At 68.4% G+C, this 14,798-nt stretch carries 17 protein-coding genes; 7 read left to right on the top strand and 10 right to left on the bottom strand.

Going from position 1 to position 14,798, the window contains the following annotated elements; genetic code table 11:
- The first annotated feature begins 109 nt into the window (after positions 1 to 109).
- Together ACZY1G_RS08255 and ACZY1G_RS08250 are read left to right on the top strand one after the other, a co-directional pair.
- A complete protein-coding gene (locus ACZY1G_RS08255) occupies positions 110 to 520 on the top strand; it encodes a cold-shock protein (protein WP_335332866.1) in 411 nt (136 codons plus the stop codon).
- 118 nt (positions 521 to 638) lie between these two features.
- Positions 639 to 1,655: a glutathione S-transferase family protein gene (locus ACZY1G_RS08250; RefSeq protein WP_463822091.1), complete on the top strand. Its 1,017-nt coding sequence runs from the start codon at positions 639 to 641 to the stop codon at positions 1,653 to 1,655.
- Here the strand turns inward: ACZY1G_RS08250 and ACZY1G_RS08245 are convergent, their stop codons facing one another.
- Entirely contained in the window at positions 1,656 to 2,138 is a 483-nt protein-coding gene (locus ACZY1G_RS08245) for a DUF2771 domain-containing protein (RefSeq protein WP_463822090.1), read from the bottom strand. It lies immediately after the preceding gene.
- Complete coding sequence (locus ACZY1G_RS08240; protein ID WP_463822089.1) at positions 2,135 to 3,802, bottom strand: MFS transporter; 1,668 nt, start codon at positions 3,800 to 3,802, stop codon at positions 2,135 to 2,137. The genes ACZY1G_RS08245 and ACZY1G_RS08240 overlap by 4 nt, the downstream gene beginning before the upstream one ends.
- 332 nt (positions 3,803 to 4,134) lie before the next feature.
- Between ACZY1G_RS08240 and ACZY1G_RS08235 the strand changes: the two genes are divergently transcribed.
- Complete coding sequence (locus ACZY1G_RS08235) at positions 4,135 to 4,881, top strand: DUF3027 domain-containing protein (protein ID WP_463822238.1); 747 nt, start codon at positions 4,135 to 4,137, stop codon at positions 4,879 to 4,881.
- Positions 4,882 to 4,885: 4 nt separating this feature from the next.
- On the opposite strand, the gene ACZY1G_RS08230 is transcribed toward ACZY1G_RS08235, so the two are convergent.
- On the bottom strand, positions 4,886 to 5,338 hold the full coding sequence (locus ACZY1G_RS08230) for an SRPBCC family protein (RefSeq protein WP_463815097.1): 453 nt from the start codon (positions 5,336 to 5,338) through the stop codon (positions 4,886 to 4,888).
- A gap of 18 nt (positions 5,339 to 5,356) precedes the next feature.
- Positions 5,357 to 5,605, bottom strand: a complete 249-nt coding sequence (locus tag ACZY1G_RS08225) for a DUF2530 domain-containing protein (RefSeq protein ID WP_463815098.1) — start codon at positions 5,603 to 5,605, stop codon at positions 5,357 to 5,359.
- Between the two features lie 51 nt (positions 5,606 to 5,656).
- Between ACZY1G_RS08225 and ACZY1G_RS08220 the strand changes: the two genes are divergently transcribed.
- A complete protein-coding gene (locus tag ACZY1G_RS08220; protein ID WP_463822088.1) occupies positions 5,657 to 6,475 on the top strand; it encodes a TrmH family RNA methyltransferase in 819 nt (272 codons plus the stop codon).
- Positions 6,472 to 6,756 (top strand): DUF2537 domain-containing protein, encoded by a 285-nt coding sequence (locus tag ACZY1G_RS08215; RefSeq protein ID WP_463815100.1) that lies wholly within the window; start codon positions 6,472 to 6,474, stop codon positions 6,754 to 6,756. Before ACZY1G_RS08220 ends, ACZY1G_RS08215 begins: the two co-directional genes overlap by 4 nt.
- Here ACZY1G_RS08215 and sepH read toward each other — a convergent pair.
- Together sepH and serC are read right to left on the bottom strand one after the other, a co-directional pair.
- On the bottom strand, positions 6,724 to 7,557 hold the full coding sequence (gene sepH, locus ACZY1G_RS08210; RefSeq protein WP_463815101.1) for a septation protein SepH: 834 nt from the start codon (positions 7,555 to 7,557) through the stop codon (positions 6,724 to 6,726). The genes ACZY1G_RS08215 and sepH overlap by 33 nt on opposite strands.
- Before the next feature lie 88 nt (positions 7,558 to 7,645).
- On the bottom strand, positions 7,646 to 8,761 hold the full coding sequence (gene serC, locus ACZY1G_RS08205) for a phosphoserine transaminase (protein WP_463815102.1): 1,116 nt from the start codon (positions 8,759 to 8,761) through the stop codon (positions 7,646 to 7,648).
- Between the two features lie 215 nt (positions 8,762 to 8,976).
- Between serC and ACZY1G_RS08200 the strand changes: the two genes are divergently transcribed.
- Complete coding sequence (locus tag ACZY1G_RS08200) at positions 8,977 to 10,005, top strand: AurF N-oxygenase family protein (protein ID WP_463822087.1); 1,029 nt, start codon at positions 8,977 to 8,979, stop codon at positions 10,003 to 10,005.
- A gap of 36 nt (positions 10,006 to 10,041) precedes the next feature.
- Positions 10,042 to 11,715, top strand: coding sequence for a 4Fe-4S binding protein (locus ACZY1G_RS08195; RefSeq protein ID WP_463822086.1), 1,674 nt, complete (start codon positions 10,042 to 10,044; stop codon positions 11,713 to 11,715).
- On the opposite strand, the gene ACZY1G_RS08190 is transcribed toward ACZY1G_RS08195, so the two are convergent.
- The 4 genes from ACZY1G_RS08190 to ACZY1G_RS08175 form a co-directional block, all read right to left on the bottom strand.
- On the bottom strand, positions 11,712 to 12,488 hold the full coding sequence (locus ACZY1G_RS08190; RefSeq protein ID WP_463815105.1) for a bestrophin-like domain: 777 nt from the start codon (positions 12,486 to 12,488) through the stop codon (positions 11,712 to 11,714). The two genes, ACZY1G_RS08195 and ACZY1G_RS08190, sit on opposite strands and share 4 nt — an antisense overlap.
- A 56-nt stretch (positions 12,489 to 12,544) precedes the next feature.
- Positions 12,545 to 12,997, bottom strand: a complete 453-nt coding sequence (locus tag ACZY1G_RS08185) for a VOC family protein (protein ID WP_463815106.1) — start codon at positions 12,995 to 12,997, stop codon at positions 12,545 to 12,547.
- Between the two features lie 69 nt (positions 12,998 to 13,066).
- Positions 13,067 to 13,681: a maleylpyruvate isomerase N-terminal domain-containing protein gene (locus ACZY1G_RS08180; RefSeq protein WP_463815108.1), complete on the bottom strand. Its 615-nt coding sequence runs from the start codon at positions 13,679 to 13,681 to the stop codon at positions 13,067 to 13,069.
- Entirely contained in the window at positions 13,678 to 14,796 is a 1,119-nt protein-coding gene (locus tag ACZY1G_RS08175) for a citrate synthase 2 (protein ID WP_463822085.1), read from the bottom strand. Before ACZY1G_RS08175 ends, ACZY1G_RS08180 begins: the two co-directional genes overlap by 4 nt.
- Positions 14,797 to 14,798 lie beyond the last annotated feature (2 nt).

Genomic DNA, 14,798 nt, shown 5'->3' with positions numbered 1-14,798 from the left:
TAGGATCGTGGCGGCGCGTCCCGGCAGGCGGGGCGCTTCCTCTATGTAAGCGGTCTGTACCCCGTTGGGTGCGGACGTATCGGCTCAGACAGACAAGCAGGTGAGAGAAGTGCCGACCGGCCGGGTGAAGTGGTACGACGCGGAGAAGGGCTTCGGGTTCCTCTCGCAGGAAGACGGTGAGGACGTCTACGTGCGTTCCTCGGCGTTGCCCGCCGGTGTCGAGGGTCTCAAGGCCGGCCAGCGTGTCGACTTCGGTGTCGCCGCCGGCCGCCGCGGCCCTCAGGCGCTGAGCGTCAAGTTGATCGATCCGCCCCCGAGCCTCACCCGGACCCGCCGCGAGGCGGCCACCGTCGAGCACAAGCACACCCCCGACGAACTGCACGGCATGGTCGAGGACATGATCACCCTGCTCGAGGGCGCGGTGCAGCCGGAGCTGCGCAAGGGGCGCTACCCGGATCGCAAGGTGGCCCGTCGCGTCTCGGAGGTCGTCAAGGCCGTCGCCCGCGAACTCGACGCCTGAGCCCACGAACTCGACGCCTGAGCCCGCGAACTCGACGCCTGAGCCCGCGAACTCGACGCCTGAGCCCGCGAACTCGACGCCTGAGTCGTCGGTCGCCCGACGGGGTAAGACAGAGTCCATGAGCTACGTGGCCGACCCGTCGAGTTCCGGCGGCGACTTCGATCGGGACACCGACTACATCTCCACCCGCATCACTGCCGATGGCCGCGACGGCTATCCGGTCGAGGCGGGACGCTACTGCTTGGTGGTCGCGCGGGCCTGTCCGTGGGCGAATCGCACGATCATCGTGCGTCGTCTGCTCGGGCTCGAGGACTCGCTGTCGATCGGCTTCTGCGGCCCCACCCATGACGAGCGCAGTTGGACATTCGATCTGGACCCCGACGGTGTCGATCCGGTGCTGGGCATCCACTTCCTGCGCGATGCGTACAACAAGCGCATCCCTGACTACCCGAAGGGCATCACGGTGCCCGCGATAGTCGACGTGCCGACGGGCGAGGTCGTGACCAACGACTTCGCGCAGATCACGCTCGACATGTCGACCGAGTGGACCGCCTACCACCGCGACGGTGCCCCTCAGCTGTATCCCGACCCCCTGCGTGCCGAGATCGACGAGGTGGCCCAGCGCATCTACACCGAGGTCAACAACGGGGTGTACCGCTGCGGCTTCGCCGGCTCCCAGCGTGCGTACGAGCGGGCCTACGACAGGTTGTTCACCGCGCTCGACTGGCTCACCGACCGGCTGGCAGATCAGCGATACCTGGTGGGCGACACCATCACCGAGGCCGACGTCCGGTTGTTCACCACGCTGGCGCGCTTCGACCCCGTCTATCACGGACATTTCAAAACCAACCGCGCCAAGCTCTCCGAGATGCCGGTGCTGTGGGCCTATGCGCGCGACCTGTTCCAGACGCCCGGCTTCGGCGACACCATCGATTTCGTGCAGATCAAGCAGCACTACTACATCGTGCACAGCGACATCAATCCCACCGGGGTGGTGCCGAAGGGCCCGGACCTGGCGAACTGGCTCACCCCGCACGGTCGAGAAGCGTTGGGGGGCAGGCCATTCGGTGACGGGACCCCGCCGGGCCCGCCGCTTGAGAGCGAGCAGGTGCCCGCGGCCCACGGCGCGGGCTGATCAGCTCCAGTCGGTGCGTACCGACCACTCGGCGTGCGGCACCGGGAACTCGTTGCCGTCCTGATCGCGCACCAGCGTCGGCAGCTGCACCGCGAACCCGGTCAGCCGCCCGCGCTGCGCGTCGACGGTCGGGATCGTCACCGCGAGACGGGCATTGGGGCGGAACTCCTCGATCACGTCACCGTCCTCGTAGGCGCGCAGCAGCACCCATGGCGCCTTCGCGATCTCGGCGGGCAGCGACAGCTGCACCGGGTGGCGCCCTGACACGGGCAACTCGCCTTGGTCTGCGGGCACGACACAGTCGGTGGGGTTGAGTACCTGGCAGAACCGGTAGGGCCCGACGCGGGTCAGCTGACCGGCGGAGAAGGCCGAGATCTCCGGCAGCTCCGGTCCCGCGTCGCGGGAGAGCCGCCACACCACGACGGCGGTGCCGGCTGCGGCGAGCAGCGCAACGGCGACGAGGACAGCGATGACGCGCTTCACTCGCCGGTCACCGCCGGCTCGGCGCGCACGCCCTGTGCCGCTGCGTGGACGGGGCGGTTGCCGCCTAGCCCCGGAACCAGCGATTCGCCGCGGTAGCTGAAGATCGTCTGGGCCAGACAGAGGATCAGCAGCGCCGTGATCGTGGTGAACCCCGCGTACAGCTCGGTGTAGATCAGCACGCCCGTCGCACCGCCGATCACCCAGGCCAACTGCAGCAGCGACTCGGAGCGACCGAACGCCGACGCGCGTGACTCCTCGGGCAGGTCGTCCTGCAGCGAGGCGTCCAGGGATGCCTTGGCGACGGCGCTGGCTCCCGAGGTGACCAGGGTCGTCGCGGCGGCGACGAGCAGGCTGCCGGTGAGTGCGGTCGCGAGCGACATCGCGGTCACCGCGATCGCGCACCGGACCACCAGTTGCGCGGGATGACCGAGTTTGAGGCGCGCCGCGGTGAAGTTCCCGATGAAGTTGCCCACCGCGGCCGCGGCGCCGATCAGCCCCAGGATGCGCAGCTGCTCCCAGCCGCTCGCGTCGTGGGCCTTGGCGACGAACGCGGGGTAGAGGAACAGGAAGCCGACCATCACCTTGACCGTGCAGTTACCCCACAGGGCGGCGATGATGTTGCGGCCCAGCGGTTGTCGAGCCTTCGCGGCGGGTGGTTCGCGGAATTCCCCGTCGGTGCCGCTGTGGTAGCTCAGCGTCGCGGGGATCTCACCCTCGGTGACCTCGACCCACTTCGGGATGCGCATCGCCAGCACCGCGCCGGCCATCGACACCGCGACCACGACGTAGAGCGCGCCGGGCATGGCGAACAGCTGGAACCCCCACTCGGCCGCGGCCGCGATACCGCCGCCGACCATCGTGCCGCCGAGGAGGCCGAACATCGTCAGCCGGGAGTTGACCCGGACCAGGTCGATGGTCGGGGGCAGCACCCGCGGCGTCACGGCGCTGCGCAGCACCGAGAAGGACTTCGAGAGCACCATCATGCCGAGCGCGCACGGATAGAGCACCCAGGACGGGAAGCTGCCGGTCGCGCTGTCGAAGTTGGCGATCAGGATCACTGCCAGGACGGTGCGCAGGCCGAACGATGCGGCGAGGGCGACACGGCGGCCGTGCTGCAGACGGTCCAGAGCGGGTCCGATCAGCGGCGCGATGACGGCGAACGGGGCGATCGTGATGAGCAGGTAGAGCGCCACCCGGCTCTTGCTCTCGCCCGTCGCGGCCGCGAAGAACAGGGTGTTGGCCAGGGCGACCGCCATCGCGGCGTCGAGCGCGAAGTTGGCGACCACCGGCCACGTCAGCGCGGTCAGACCGGATTTGTCGGCGCCGTCGGCCGTGGCTGCCCGGTGGACCAGCCCGTACATCTTCGAGCCCATCTCGCGGCTGCGCTGCGCGGCCGCGCGCGTGACCGTCACCTTCTCGGCGCCGACGGCCCGGTCCTCGTCGAACCGGTCGTAGTTGCGACGACGATCGTGCTCGTCCAGGGGCGGTAACCAGCGGTTCCCGCTGGAGTTGGCGGCGGAGGAGGCTCGCCTGCCGCCGCCCGACACCGGATCGCTGGGGTAGTTGGCCATCCCCGGGTGTTCCCCGGCGGGCGGACGCGGCGGGTAGTAGCGTCCGCCGGTCGGACCGGCGGGGTCCTGGTGGTCGCGCCGCGCTCCTGTCACGCGCTCGATTCTCCCCCATGGAGGCGACAGCGGACGTGCAGCCAACCGGTGTGGCTCGCGACCGGCTGCGTCGGGCAAGATGAACACCGATGGACAGCGTGACCGAACCTTCCTCGCCCGAGCCCGATCGGCCAGCCGAGGCATCCGAACCGGCGGCCGAGTCGGTGGTCGAGCCGTCCGCCGAGACTGCAGTGGAGGCTGAGGCTGCTGAGGCGGTCGAACCGGCTGAGTCGGAACTCTCTGAGGCGACCGAACCGGCCGAGCTCGAGGCGGCCGAGACTGAACCGGTCGAGCCCGAGGTGACCGAGACTGAACCGGTCGAGCCCGAGCCGATGCCCGCGGAACTCGTGGCGATGCTGGTCGGCGCCGACGGCGACGCCCGCGCCGCGATCGTGGAGTTCAGCGGCCCCGACACCATCGGCGACTATCTCGGCGCCGAGGTGGAAGACCAGTTCTCGGCCACCCACCGGTTCGTCGCGGAGCTGCCCGGTTACCGGGGCTGGCAGTGGGCCGTCGTGGTGGCGGCCTGGCCCGGCGCGACCCAGGTCACCATCAGCGAGCTCGTCCTGGTCCCTGGCCCGTCTTCGCTGCTGGCACCCGAATGGGTGCCGTGGGAGGAGCGGGTCCGCGCGGGTGATCTCGGTCCGGGTGACCTGCTCGCACCGCCTGCCGACGATCCGCGACTGGTTCCGGGTTTCCTGGGTACCGGCGATCCGCAGATCGACGAGGTGGCGGTCGAGGTCGGGCTGGGCCGGCGTCAGGTACTGAGCCTGTGGGGGCGCGCCGATGCCGCGCAGCGCTGGCACGACGGCGATTTCGGACCCGGCTCGGCGATGGCCCGCGCCACGCGCCGGCAGTGCCGAGATTGCGGGTTCTACGTGCCGCTGGGCGGGGCGCTGGGTGTGATGTTCGGGGTCTGCGCGAACGAGTACGCCGCTGACGGCCGTGTGGTCGATGCCGAGTACGGGTGCGGAGCCCATTCCGACACGCCGTCGCCGAAGGGAGCGGGCTCGCCGCAGTTCGACCCGTTCGACGACGGTGTGCTGGATCTGGTGGAGCGCACCGAGGAGCGCTCCTAGTTCGTCAGTTCTCGGCGGCTGCTTTGATGCGCGCCAGCGAGGCGTTCATGCCCTGAATGAGTTCCTGTTCGAAGCTGGGCACCCCGCCCATGAACTTGCCGACCAGGAACGTCGACGCCGCAGTGGTGCCGTTCTCGGCGTTGCGGGTCTCCACCAGCCGGGTGCCGGCGTCGGTGGGCTCGAGCTCGTAGCTCCACACGGTGTTGTTCTCATTCACCTTGAACGCCAGCTTCTTCTCGGGCACGTATTCGGTGATGCGAGATGTGGTGGGCCAGAACAACATTCCGCGGCGGTTCATGTTGATGGTGCGGGCGCCCTGGCGGACCCCGCCGATCGCCTTCATCAGCCGGCACTGCGGGCTCCACTGCGGCATCCGGTCCAGATCGGAGACCAGCTTCCACACGGTCGAGACCGGTGCGTTGATGTCGATCTGCGCTTGCAGAATGGGCGCCGCCATGACGGTGTCCTCCTCTAATCAGTCCAAACCGCTCTGAGCCCCGCGGGATCCGCGGCGCACGGCGTGACGTTGCCACAGAAAGATCGACGTGCCAAGAACGCCCACGCCGAGTCCGGCCAGGCTGACGGGCCGCCACGGCGCCAACGATGCGACCGTGAACGCGAGCAGAGCCGTGATGAGCCACCCGGCGGTGATCACGACGATCACGGGCCACGGGGAGGTCAGGCCGCGTGGCAGCGGCGGCGGTTCGGGAGGTGTCGTCGTCATCGCGACCCAACGTAATCGATCGATACGCACGCGTCGGTAGTGTCGGTCGCCGTGCCCGCCCTCGTCATCGACGTCGACGATCCCTCCGACCCGCGCCTGGACGATTTCCGCGACCTCAACAGTGTCGATCGGCGGCCCGATCTGCCGAGCGGCAAAGGCCTCGTGATCGCCGAGGGCGTGCTGGTGGTGCAGCGCATGCTCGCGTCGAGGTTCCGTCCGCGGGCGCTGCTGGGCACCGACCGCCGATTGGCCGAGCTCGGCGCCGACCTCGACGGGCTCGCTGCGCCGTACTACCGCGCGAGCGCCGAGGTGATGGCCGAGGTGGTCGGGTTCCATCTCAACCGCGGAGTGTTGGCCTCTGCGTCGCGCGCCGACGAGCTGACCGTGCCCCAGGTGCTCGACGGTGCGCGGACGGTGGCGGTGCTGGAGGGGGTCAACGACCACGAGAACCTCGGCTCGATCTTCCGTAACGCCGCGGGCCTCGGGGTGGGGGCGGTGATCTTCGGCGCGGGGTGTGCCGATCCGCTGTATCGGCGCGCCGTGCGCGTCTCGATGGGGCATGCGCTGCTGGTTCCGTTCGCGCGGGCGCAGAATTGGCCGGGCGATCTGAGCCTGTTGCGCGACAACGGCTTTCGATTGATCGCGATGACCCCAGATCCTGCTGCGCAGCGGCTGGCCGACGCTTGTGCCGGCCTGGTCGGCGAGAAGGTGGGCATCCTGGTCGGGGCGGAAGGGCCGGGTCTGACCGAGCACACGATGCGCGCCTGCGACGTGCGCGCCCGCATTCCGATGTCACGCGGGACCGACTCCCTCAACGTCGCGACAGCAGCGGCATTGGCGTTCTACGAGCGGGATAGGCTCGCGCCGTGAAGCCCGAGGAACCGACTCCCTGGGGTACCGGGCTGACCGTCGCGGCGTTCGTCGCGGCCGTACTCGCCGCGGTGCTCATCGTGTTGGGCATCGGTCTGATGAGGGTGAGTCCGCTGCTGGCGATCGGATTGAATCTCGTCGCCGTTGGGGGACTGGCCCCGACGGTGTGGGGCTGGCGCAGGGCGCCGGTGTGGCGCTGGTTCGTGCTCGGCGGGATCGTCGGAGTCGCCGCCGCATGGATCGGGTTGTTAGCGCTGGCCGCCGCTGGAACGTACGCCTAGCAGCACGTCTTCCCACGCAGGCACGGTGGGCCGCGCCTTCTTCTGGCGAGACGGCTTCACCTCGGGGGCGGGGGTCTCCTCGGCCGTCGGCTCGGGTTCTGGTGCATGCACCGACACCTGTGCGGATGCGGGGGCGGGGGCGGGCGCCGGGGCGACCGGTTCAGGATCGCCGAGGGCGAGCTGGGCCACGGGGGCGAGCGGCCGCAGCGGCCGGGCGTAGCTCGGATCGATCAGCTGGTAAGCGGCGTCGTCGAACGCGGTCACCGTGCCGCCGTGGGCGCCCGGCGCGTACCGGAAGTGCGCGACGTTGTCGGACAAGCCGGCCTTCCACGCCATCTGCACCGTCCAGCGACCGTCCTCGTTGCGCCACGCGTCCCACTCGGTGGCTTCGGGGTCCAGGCCGCGGGCGATCAGTGCGGTCGTCACCGTCTCCAGCAGCGTGAGAACGGACGGACCGTCGTTCAGCACAGGGTGCGCGGCGGTGGCCAACTCTGCGGCCCGGGAGCGCTCCAGAAGGACCGGGTGGGCGAACCGTTCCACCCGTGCGATGTCGACACCGGCGGCGGTGGCGACCTGCTCCACAGAGGCTCCGGCGCGGATCTTGGCTTGAATCTCCCTGGGGCGCAGCACGTTCGGCACCTCGACATCGATCGTTGTCTGGTTGGAGCCGGCCCGGTCGCCGCGCACGGCGGCCTTGAGTCGCTCATCGGAGCGCAGGATGAACTTCTCGCCGGAGTCGTCCGTCTCGCAGATGATCCGTTTGCCGTCGACTTCGAGTCCGACGACCTTCAGTTCCCGCATGGCGACCTCCTCTCGGGCTGCGCTGAGCCCGATACGCGGTCACCCTACTGCGTTATCTCGCCGTTACCGCGGTGACACGCGGCAGTCGCTACATCCTCTGGACGACCCAGTCGATGCACGCGGTCAGAGCGCTCACATCGTCAGGCTCCACCGCCGGGAACATGCCCACGCGCAGCTGGTTGCGGCCCAGTTTGCGGTACGGCTCGGTGTCGACGATGCCGTTCGCGCGCAGGGTTTTGGCCACGGCCGCGGCGTCGACGTCATCGTTGAAGTCGACGGTGCCGACGACGGCCGAGCGCAGGGCCGGGTCCGTCACGAACGGGGTGGCGAACGACGATGCCTCGGCCCAGGAGTAGAGCCGCGACGACGAGTCCGCGGTGCGCTTGGTCGCCCAATCCAGTCCACCGTTGCCGAGCAGCCAGTCGATCTGCTCGGCGAGCAGGACCAGCGTGCCGATCGCGGGGGTGTTGTACGTCTGGTTCTTGACGCTGTTCTCGATCGCGATGGGTAGTGACAGGAAGTCCGGCACCCAGCGGCCGGACGCCGCGATGGCCTCGACGCGGGCCAGCGCGGCCGGCGACATCAGCGCGATCCACAGGCCGCCGTCGCCGGCGAAGTTCTTCTGCGGGGCGAAGTAGTAGGTGTCGGCGTCGGTGATGTCGACGGGCAGGCCGCCGGCGGCAGAGGTGGCGTCGATGACGACCAGCGCGTCGCCCGAGCCGTCGGGACGTTGGACGTCGACGGCGACGCCGGTCGAGGTCTCGTTGTGTGCCCACGCGATGACGTCGACGGACGGGTCCGCGGTCGGTGCGGGTGCGCTGCCGGCGTCGGCCTTGATCACCACCGGGTCTCCGACGAAGGGATTCTTGGCCACCGCCGAGGCGAACTTCGCGCTGAACTCCCCGTAGGTCAGGTGCAGCGAGCGCTTGTCGACCAGCCCGAACGCCGCGGCGTCCCAGAACGCGGTCGAGCCGCCGTTGCCGAGGATCACCTCGTAGCCCTCGGGTAGCGAGAACAGCTGACTCAGGCCGTCGCGGACGCGGCCCACCAGGTTCTTCACCGGGGCTTGCCGATGCGAGGTGCCGAAGAGATAACCGGCCTCGGCCAGCGCGGTCAGCTGCTCGGGGCGCACTTTGGACGGTCCGCAGCCGAACCGGCCGTCGCCGGGCTTGAGGTCGTCGGGAATCGTGAGGTCCGCAGCCATGGGGCAAGCCTAGAACCGGGGTGGTTCACCCTTCGAATCCGGTGGGAATCCGGTGACATCGACCGTTGTGCTTGTGATCTGCATCACGTGTGATCGGAATAACGCGCTCAGGGCACATTCAGGAGATTGCCCTGTTCAATTTGTGGGACCGCGGGTACTGTCGCTGGACAACGGGTACAGGAATGTAAACCTCGTATGAGGGATGGAGGCTCCCGATGACAGTCAAAGAAGCACGCACGAAGATCATCCGCCGCTGGCGCAAGAACATGGACGTGTTCGACGACGCGGAGTACGTGAACACGTTGCAGACCCTCTCTGAGGGGTCCGTGCGGCGCAATTTCAATCCGTACACCGATATCGACTGGAACTCGCCCGAGTTCGCAGTCACGCCGAACGACGAGCGCTGGATTCTCCCGGCGACGGACCCGATCGGCAAGCACGAGTGGTACCGCTCCCAGTCCAAGCAGCGCCAGATCGAGATCGGCATGTGGCGCCAGGCCAACGTCGCCAAGGTCGGTCTGCACTTCGAGTCGATCCTCATCCGCGGGCTGATGGAGTACGCGTTCTGGACGCCCAACGGCTCGCCGGAGTACCGCTACTGCCTGCACGAGGCGGTCGAAGAGTGCAACCACACCCTGATGTTCCAGGAGATGGTGAACCGCATCGGCGCCGACGTGCCGGGTATGCCGAAGCTGCTCAAGTGGGTGCAGCCCGTGATCCCGCTGGTTGCGGGCCCGCTGCCGATCCCGTTCTGGTTCGGCATCCTCGCCGGCGAGGAGCCCATCGACCACACGCAGAAGAACGTGCTGCGCGAGGGCAAGGCGCTCCATCCGATCATGGAGCGCGTCATGGCGATTCACGTCGCCGAGGAGGCCCGCCACATCTCGTTCGCTCACGAGTACCTGCGAAAGCGGGTTCCGGATCTGCCGCGGCGCAAGCGGTTCTGGCTCTCGCTCTACGTTCCTGTGGTCATGCGCGTGCTGTGTTCGGCGATCATCGTCCCGCCGCGGGCGTTCTGGAAGGAATTCGACATTCCGCGCTCGGTGCGTAAGGACATCTTCTTCTCCTCTGCGGAGTCGAGGCAGATGCTGCAGGACATGTTCGGTGACGTGCGGATGCTGGCCCACGACACCGGGCTGATGAACCCGCTCGCCAAGCTCATGTGGCGTATCTGCCGGATCAGCGGGCGGCCCAGCCGGTATCGCAGCGAGCCGCAGCGCGCGCACCTGGCTTCGGTCGCGTAGGCCAGGACAGACGTAGCGACAGGCCAGCGACAGACCATGCCCCATGTGATCACCCAGTCGTGTTGCAGCGACGGGTCCTGTGTTTTCGCGTGCCCGGTCAACTGCATCCATCCGTCACCGGATGAGCCGGGCTTCGCGACCGCCGAGATGCTCTACATCGATCCGGACGCCTGCGTCGATTGCGGAGCGTGTGTGTCGGCCTGCCCGGTGGGTGCGATCGCACCCGACAGCAGGCTGAGCGCCGAGCAGTTGCCGTTCATTGAGATCAACGCAGGGTTCTATCCGAAGCGGGAAGGCAAGCTCCCGCCGACGTCCAAGCTCGCTCCGGTGCCGGAGGCGCCGATGGTGCACACCCGCGGCAGCGGCCCGTTGCGGGTCGCGATCGTCGGCTCCGGGCCCGCCGCGATGTATGCCGCAGACGAGCTGCTCACCCAAGCGGGCGTGCAGGTCAACGTGTTCGAAAAGCTGCCGACACCTTACGGTTTGGCGCGCGCAGGCGTGGCTCCCGATCACCAGGCGACCAAGCGGGTCACTGCGCTGTTCGACAAGATCGCCGCCCGCCGAGACTTTCGGTTCTTCCTCAACGTCGAGGTGGGATCGGACCTCACCCACGACGAGTTGCTCGAGCACCATCACGCAGTGCTCTACGCCGTCGGTGCGCCGACCGACAAGCGCCTCGACGTGGAGGGGATGAACCTCCCGGGTGCGTGCACCGCCACCGAATTCGTGGCCTGGTACAACGGGCACCCCGATTTCGCCGACCTCTCGGTCGATCTCAGCGGTGAGCGCGTGGTCGTCGTCGGCAACGGCAACGTCGCCCTCGATGTGGCGCGTGTTCTCACCACCGATCCGGATGCGTTGGCGCGCACGGACATCGCCGATCATGCGTTGGCGGCGCTGCGCGAGTCGAACGTTTCCGAGGTGGTGATCGCCGCGCGGCGTGGTCCTGCCGCGTCGGCATTCACCCTGCCAGAACTGATCGGGCTCACGGCTCGATGCGAGGTCGTGCTGGCCCCCGCCGATCATCAGAGGGTGCGCGATGACCTGGCCGAGGTGACCGACGACCTGACTCGTCGCAAACTCGAGATCCTCACCAAACTCGGTGACAGCACCGCGCCCATCACCCGTCCGCGAATTCGGTTGGCGTACTTGCTCACTCCGCGCCGGGTGCTCGGCGCGCAACGGGTGACAGGGATGGAATTCGACGTCACCGGCACCGACGAGGTGGTCACGATCGAGGCGGGCACCGTGTTGACGTCGATCGGCTACCGCGGCATGCCGATTCGAGGAGTCCCGTTCGACGAGACCGCCGGGGTGGTGCCCAACGACGGTGGCCGGGTTCTCGACGGTGATGCGCCACTGCACGGTTGCTACGTGGCCGGGTGGATCAAGCGTGGTCCCACGGGGTTCATCGGCACGAACAAGTCGTGTGCGGCAGAGACCGTGCAGACCCTGGTCGCCGACTACAACGCGCGGCGTCTGCCCGAACCGAGCCACCGGCCGTCAGCTGTGGAGCGCTTTGTCCGCGGACGACAGCCACAGGTCGTCGACGCCGTCGGATGGCGCGCGATCGATGCCGCCGAGGTGGCGCGCGGTGAGGGCCGGCGCCCCCGCGTGAAGTTCACCGACACCGACGAGATGCTGCGTGTCGCCGCCGCTGCGCCGGTCGAGCCCATGCACCGACGGCTGCTGGCCGGGTTGCTGCGCTAACTGTTCCAGTAGTTCAGCACGTTGATGAACGCGGTGGGCTGCACCGACAGCGCGCCGACGTACGGATGCTCGAGCGCGAAGATCAGGTACATCACGAAGGCGAGCAACGATGCCGTCAACCCGATCGCCAATCCGTGGACCAGCAGGTCCCGCGTGCCGAACAGGTAGGTGAACGCCATCAGCACGGCGCCGCCACCGATCAGCAGTACCCACAGTTCGGCCGGCACCGAGGCCTCGCCCGTGGACACCCGTAACTTCCGGTTGGCGCTCAGATCGTTCAATCGGACGATCGCATGATCGAAGAACGCGATCTCGTTGCGGGTCTCCGGCTGGACCTTCAGATACGAGTTCCACACGTTGTCGAGCGCCTCGGACTGCTCAGAGATGGGCTCGCCGCGGCGCATCCTAGGGAATTCGCTGTCGATCACGTTCCGCGTATAGGCGATCAGGCTGCGCTCCACCTCGTCACGGTTCGCGGCCGGTAGCGCAGTGGAATCGCGGAGCAATTCGGCGACCGCCGAGGCCTCCTTGCCGCTGGCGTCCTCGGCGTCGCCCATCTGTTCCCACACCACCACGACGACGAACGCGACCAGTACGGCGTAGAGCACTCCGGCGACTTGAAACACCGCACTGGACACCGGATTCGCGTTCTCCAGCCGAGTGTGCGACACCATCTTGCGGAACAGCACGAGCCCGCCCACGGAGATTCCCACGATGACGACGACCCAGATCAGTCCGAGAAGCACAGGCGGGAACTGGAGCAACCAGATCATCGTCGGATTATTGCTGGCCCGCCCCGCCTAGCCTGGCAAACACACCAGCGGAATTGTCAGGCATCGCTACCCATCTGCGCCGCGATGTCGGCGACGTCGACCTCGCGCACCGACTCGGCGAGCGCCCAATGATGGCCGAACGGGTCACGCACCACCCCGTAGCGGTCACCCCAGAACTGGTCCTCGAGAGGGTTGACCACGACCGCGCCGGCATCGAGGGCCCGCTGGAATCGGCCATCGACGTCGGCGCCGTGCAGGTGGAGCGTGACGGGCGTGCCACCCAGCGCGGTGGGGGTGGTCGACACCCCGTCGTTGTACTCGGGGAAGTCGTCGTTGAGGAACACCATCGATCCGTTGATCCGCATGCAGGCGTGCATCAGCTTGCCGTCGGGTCCCGGCAGTCGGACCATCTCCTCGGCGCCGAATGCCCTGGCGTAGAAGTCCAGCGCTGCGGCGGCGTCGCCGACCACGAGGTGGGGGACGAGCATCGGGGTGTTGTCGATGGCCATGAAAGTCTCCTTCGGTGAGGGTCGGACGGTCGTCGGTACTGACCCGGCCGGTCCGCGGAACTCATCGGCTCAGACGACGGAGAACCCCGCCGGCAGCGTGCTGCGTCCGGTCAACGCCAGCAGCACCGCCGGGCCCTGCCCCAGATGTGCGCCGATGCGGCCGGCCAGCGCGGCGGCCTCGGCGAGCACCTCGACCGGCGGATGCACGGTCAGCCCCACCGCAGCGGCGATGTCCAGACCGTGTACGGCGATCTCGAAGGTCCGGGTCGGCAGGTAGGTGTTCAACCGCACGCCCAGCCCACCGATCACCTCGATCAGGGGATCACCGGCGGCGTCGATGTCGCCGAGCGCACGCTCGACCAGTTCGTCGATCGCGGCGACGGGGTGTTCCCCGAGATCACGGCCGGCCTGACGCCCGCGCTCCACGATCGCCTCGGCGCCCATGCCGGCGGCAAGGGCGTTGATGCGCACGTAGTACTCGGCTGGTGTGCGCACATCCTCGCGGGATGCTGGGGAGTGCAGGTAGGTGCTCACGGTGATCAGCGATCGTGACGTGTGCCCGACCAGATCGCGCACAGACCACTCGCCGAGCCCCGGATCGTCCCACCGATCCGCGGGTATCTGACGCGCGAGCGTCGCCAGATAGCGTGCGGCCGAGGCAAAGACGATCCGTTCGGTCGTCATGGCCGGGCCAGCGTGTTCCAGCCCTCGACCGACTCGAGGCTGCGCGGTGACGGGCCCACGTAGATCGCCGACGGTCGCACCAGCTTGCCGAGGCGCTTCTGTTCGAGGATGTGGGCACACCAGCCCGCCGTGCGCCCACACGTGAACATCGCGGGCATCATCGTCGGCGGCACCTGCGCGAAATCGAGGATCACCGCTGCCCAGAACTCGACGTTGGTCTCGATCGCACGGTCGGGCCTGCGTTCCCGCAACTCGGCCAGCGCGGCCTGTTCCAGCGCGGCGGCGACCTCGTATCGCGGCGCCGCGAGCCGTTGCGCGGTGGCCCGCAGGACGCGAGCCCGGGGATCTTCGGCCCGATACACGCGGTGGCCGAATCCCATCAGCTTCTCTTTGCGATCCAGGATGCCGGTGATGACCGCGCGCGCGTCACCTGTGCGCTCGGCCTCCTCGATCATCGGGATGACGCGGGCGGGGGCGCCGCCGTGCAGCGGACCGCTCATCGCGCCGATCGCACCGGACAGTGCGGCTGCGACGTCTGCGCCCGTCGACGCGATGACCCGCGCGGTGAACGTCGAGGCGTTCATCCCGTGCTCGGCAGCGCTCACCCAATAGGCATCGATGGCCTCGACGTGCCGCGGATCGGGTTCGCCTTGCCATCGGGTCATGAATCGTGCTGTCACCGTGGGGCATTCGTCGATGATGCGCTGGGGGACGGCCGGCTTGCCGATACCGCGCGCGGACTGCGCGACGTAGGACAGTCCCACCACCGAGACCCGCGCCAGGTCGTCGCGCGCCGTCTGGTCGTCGATGTCCAGCAGCGGCTGCAACCCCCAGATCGGGGCCAGCATCGCCAGGCCGGCCTGGACGTCGACGCGAACGTCACCGCTGTGCACCGGGACCGGGAACGGTTCGGCGGGCGCAAGTCCCGGGCCGAACCGACCGTCGACCAACAGACCCCAGACGTCGCCGAAGGTCACCTGGTTCGCCACCAGGTCGTCGATGTCGACGCCGCGGTAGCGCAGGGCGCCGCCGTCCTTGTCCGGTTCGGCGATCTCGGTCTCGAACGCCACCACGCCCGCGAGTCCGGGGGCGAAATCTTTGGGCACCGCAGTCATGG

The organism is Mycobacterium sp. IDUB_5 (genome assembly GCF_055419565.1).
Note: the sequence above shows the minus strand (reverse complement) of the source record. Positions and strands in the feature narration are given on the sequence as shown.

Coding starts and splice junctions, on each gene's coding strand:
- ACZY1G_RS08225 (WP_463815098.1), bottom strand. CDS start 5,605: ATGACGACGACACCTCCCGAACCGCCGCCGCTGCCACGCGGCCTGACC.
- ACZY1G_RS08185 (WP_463815106.1), bottom strand. CDS start 12,997: ATGGCCATCGACAACACCCCGATGCTCGTCCCCCACCTCGTGGTCGGC.
- serC (WP_463815102.1), bottom strand. CDS start 8,761: ATGGCTGCGGACCTCACGATTCCCGACGACCTCAAGCCCGGCGACGGC.
- ACZY1G_RS08195 (WP_463822086.1), top strand. CDS start 10,042: ATGCCCCATGTGATCACCCAGTCGTGTTGCAGCGACGGGTCCTGTGTT.
- ACZY1G_RS08175 (WP_463822085.1), bottom strand. CDS start 14,796: ATGACTGCGGTGCCCAAAGATTTCGCCCCCGGACTCGCGGGCGTGGTG.
- ACZY1G_RS08235 (WP_463822238.1), top strand. CDS start 4,135: ATGCCCGCGGAACTCGTGGCGATGCTGGTCGGCGCCGACGGCGACGCC.
- ACZY1G_RS08180 (WP_463815108.1), bottom strand. CDS start 13,681: ATGACGACCGAACGGATCGTCTTTGCCTCGGCCGCACGCTATCTGGCG.
- ACZY1G_RS08190 (WP_463815105.1), bottom strand. CDS start 12,488: ATGATCTGGTTGCTCCAGTTCCCGCCTGTGCTTCTCGGACTGATCTGG.
- ACZY1G_RS08250 (WP_463822091.1), top strand. CDS start 639: ATGAGCTACGTGGCCGACCCGTCGAGTTCCGGCGGCGACTTCGATCGG.
- sepH (WP_463815101.1), bottom strand. CDS start 7,557: ATGCGGGAACTGAAGGTCGTCGGACTCGAAGTCGACGGCAAACGGATC.
- ACZY1G_RS08200 (WP_463822087.1), top strand. CDS start 8,977: ATGACAGTCAAAGAAGCACGCACGAAGATCATCCGCCGCTGGCGCAAG.
- ACZY1G_RS08230 (WP_463815097.1), bottom strand. CDS start 5,338: ATGGCGGCGCCCATTCTGCAAGCGCAGATCGACATCAACGCACCGGTC.